The sequence below is a fragment of the Priestia sp. P5_B4 genome (assembly GCF_056400385.1).
In genome coordinates, this window is sequence record NZ_JBFULJ010000321.1 from 1 (window position 1) to 3,996 (window position 3,996).

The window sequence follows — 3,996 nt, forward strand, 5'->3', positions numbered from 1 at the left end:
TAAATACATGTAGCAACGATACTGTTTTTTAACCCTTTTGCTTCTACCTCACTAATTTCACCAAAATCATTGCGTTTTTTTCCTTTATAATTGCCCAGCCTAGGTTCTACAATCTTTTCGGTGACGATCGCCCCTATAACGGTCAAAACAAATACAGAAGCCGCCATGAAATACCAGTTTGCTGCAGGACTGACAGCAGCGCTTGGGTCAATTGTTTTAGCAGCTTCAGTAGAAATGCCTGATAACAATCCGTCGGTTCCGGATATAATAAGATTCGCTGTAAAGCCTGATCCCACCCCAGCAAATCCTGCTGCTAATCCAGCAAGCGGGTGCCTTCCTACTGTATAAAAAATCATTGCGGCAAGCGGAGGCACGATGACAAAAGCAGCATCTGCGGCTAAGTTGGCCATAATTCCTGTAAAAATGATGGCGTATGTAATAAGAGCTTTTGGAGCATTTAAAATCGTTTTCTTTATGGCCACTTCAAGCAGACCTACTTTTTCTGCAAGTCCGACCCCAAGCATCATAGCAAGTACAAGTCCTAGGGGCTTAAATTCAGTGAAATTGGTCAGCATCGATGTTAAGATATACTGAATGCCTTCGTGCGACAACAAACTTTTAATTGGAAGAGTCTTATTAGTACCGGGATGGACCACCGTTACTCCCATACTACTAATAGCAACAGATGCTACTACGATAATAAGCGCTAGACATACAAACAAAATAAAAGGATCAGGTAGTTTATTTCCGATTGCTTCTACTCTTCCTAATAGTTTGTCTAGAAAGGTTGTTGGGTGTGATTTTTGCTCTGTCTGCAAATTAGGTTGTGCCATACTTTCGCTCCTTTTTCGTTTAGATTCTTTTTAGATTTTTCCTTTTAATTACCAAAAAGACTATTAGTACATAATAATCTGAATATTTATATTATTCAAGTATTATTTTTGAGGAATCTTTATTTATCTATTAAAACTAATAGCATTTAGATAAATAGAAAGGCAGAAGATATCTTTTTAATCGACAATCAAAAATAACAAAAAGCTCTCCGTTTGAAGAGAGCTTTTTGTTATTTCGCTATACTAGACGGAGCGGACTCTTTTCCTGACTCATTAACAGCTGTTACATAGTAACGAGCTTGAGATGCGTCGGAGTCAGCAAAGCTTTTTCGCTCAAATTCCGAAACACTGCCAATATGGACAAATGTTCCGCCTGGATTCTTTTTATAAATGCGATAGCCGATAATATTACCTTCTCGTACCGCGTACCACGTAAGCAAATCACCGCTCATCTTTACATGTGTAGGAGGTTGTGGTGCATTTGCTTCACGCTCCAATTCTTTTGCTTGGTCAGCTTTTAGTTCTGTATAGACAACTAACCTCTCTTGATGGGTTCCTTCCGCACGGTCAAACGTGCCTGTGCAGGTAATTAAATTTAAATTACGTTTGTTGCTGTACCCAAAAATTTCGTTTAGAGGTGCCTTATCTCGCGGATAGCTTTTTATACGTTTAACAACAAAAGTAAGCGTGGTCCCCTGTGCATCTCTGACGGTAATTTCATCGTCTTTTTTTAAGTTTTTTAGGTTGTAAAAGACGGCAGGTCCGGTTTTACTGTCTACGTGTCCTGCTAATACAGCATTTCCTTTTACGCCAGGTTTAGCTCCTGGTTCAAACCAAGCAACTCCATTTTCTGTAGATGGAGCTGCCATTTCACCGCTGTCTAATACTCCTACTTGTTCAATTGAAGCCTCCACATGAACAGCAGGAATGGACATTTTTTCAGGGATGATTCCTTTAAATTCTTTGTTTAACTGTTTGGCTTCTGTTTTATGCTTTTTTAGTACAGCAAATTCTTCTTCAAGCGTTACCCGGCTTTTTAGATCCTTTGATTGTGCTTCTTTTTCTTTTTGTTTAGCTGCAGCCTGTTGCTTTGTTTCTTTTGCTTCTACCATTTGTTCTTTAAAATATAGTCCCCCGCTAACAAGGAGGACTAAACTTAATATACAGTAGGCGAGAACAATCGCTTTTTTCACATCGTCACCTCATTTCACAGCTGTTTATAAAAAAGAAGAGAGAACAACCTCTCTTCTTTTTTTCAGGACTCTTGACTTGTAAATCATAAGGAAAAGGAGAAAAAATATTATTTGCTTACTGGTTTCTTGCGTAAAATCACTCCAGCTGTTAACACAGCTAACGAACCTAGTGCAATATAGATCGCTGTTAGTGGGTTCATCGTTGATTCAGATGCCCCGCCCATACCTGTTTTCGGCATATCTGTTGGCATAGCTGTTTCAGCAAACTTATCGGGGTTTTGTTTTACGATTGCTTCACCTAAAGCTTGGCCAACACCAAACATTAATTTATACCCTTCGCGATACGTATCATAACTTCCAGCGTAGTCACCGGATGCATATTGTTCAAATGTTTTAATAACCGTATCCTCGTGTGCTTTTATAGCTGCCTGTGCGTCTGCAGTTGGAAGGTTTCCATCTGTTGCTGTTCCTAAGAATGTACCAAATTCTTGCGCGAATTTATGGAGCTTATCTTTTGCAGCTTTTTCTCCTGCTTCATCGCCTTTTACTTGTGCACTTACTAATTCAGCTTGGGCATTGATGTGATCTCCTTGCCAAATTTTTTCGAATTGTGCAGCTCCTTCATCGCCATATACTGAGCCGATTGCAGCTTTAAAATCTGCTGTGTTGGCATTTTCTAACCAGCTAACATAGTCGTAATCTTTTGAACCGTTAAACCCTTTTTCCATTCCCATTGTTGCTAGAGCAAAATGTTCTGCTGCTAAGCTGTTTAATGAAGAACGTAAATCTGCTGCTGGTGTATCCACTTTTGTATTGTCGAATTTATCGGGCATCTGCGTTACGATTGCATTTGATAACGCTTTACTAATTGCGAACATTTGCTGATATCCTTCGCGGTATGTCTTCGCGGCTGCCTCATAGTCACCTTCTACATAATCTTCAAACGTTTCTTTTACTTGATCTTCGTGAACGCGAAGCGCTTCTTTTGCTGCATCTTCAGGTAGTTTACCTTCCGTAGCAGTGCTTAGAAATTTAGCAAATTCATTCACGAATTGATCTACTTCTTTATCTACTTCCGCCATGGCTTCTTTGTCGTTTTCTTTTGTTGCTTTTACAAAATCATCTGTGTAATTGTTGTGTTCTCTGAAAATTCGTTCAAACTCAGCCGCTCCTTTATCACCATAGATAGAAGCAATAGCTGGCTCCATGTCGACGGCATTTTGATCCAATGCTTTGAACGCAGCGTCAGCATCTTTAGAACCGTCATAGGCTGTTGTCATAGCGGCAACGGCAAGCGTAAAGTGTTCAGATAATAGGTAGTCTAAGTTCGCTCGTAGATCTGAAGCTTTTGTTACTGCCGTTGGTTTTGCTTCCTCTGCATTTGCAATAGTCGGCATCAATAGTGAAGCTCCTAGTACAGGGATCATTAATTTTTTACTTAATTTCATCATTTTCCACTCTCCTCATTTTTAGTTGATGTACGCCACTTTTTTCATTCTTACTACATCTTAAACCATTAAATAGATTGAACATTTTGAATATTATATATATTAAACTTTCATGTTCCCTCACATTTAATGATCCTTTTTAGGAAGTATTCTCTTTCTATTTACTAAACGATCGCTGAGTGACGTTGGATCACTCTTTTAAAAAATTTTTAAAAATGTCATTTTCGTGAAGAATGCCTTCCCTTTCTACTTACCTAACGAACGCCTTCTTCAGCTAGATCACTTTTTAAAAAATTTTTTTAACCGCCTTTTCTTAAGAAGTACTTCCTTTTCTACTTACCAAACGAACACCTTATTCATTTGGATCACTTTTTGAATAAATATTTTAAATTTAACAGAAAAAGAAATTGAGACATAACAAGATAAATTCAATTTAAAGACGAACAAATGGGATAAATGAGTTAGTATGAATCACTTTTAACACCGCTGTTGATTTCCGTTCAAGACTTCGCTTTCCGCGGG

The 3,996-nt window shown here is 38.5% G+C and carries 3 protein-coding genes; all 3 read right to left on the reverse strand.

Features of this window, described 5'->3' with window-relative positions; translation table 11 throughout:
• Positions 1–833 (reverse strand): AbgT family transporter (locus AC1DRF_RS18405; protein WP_477741347.1); only part of this gene is annotated, 833 nt, incomplete at its 3' end.
• A gap of 230 nt (positions 834–1,063) precedes the next feature.
• Entirely contained in the window at positions 1,064–2,026 is a 963-nt protein-coding gene (locus AC1DRF_RS18410; RefSeq protein WP_427076041.1) for a sortase domain-containing protein, read from the reverse strand.
• 107 nt (positions 2,027–2,133) lie between these two features.
• Positions 2,134–3,477 carry a hypothetical protein gene (locus AC1DRF_RS18415; protein WP_014459522.1) on the reverse strand — a complete coding sequence of 448 codons (1,344 nt, stop codon included), beginning with the start codon at positions 3,475–3,477 and terminating at the stop codon, positions 2,134–2,136.
• Positions 3,478–3,996: the final 519 nt, after the last annotated feature.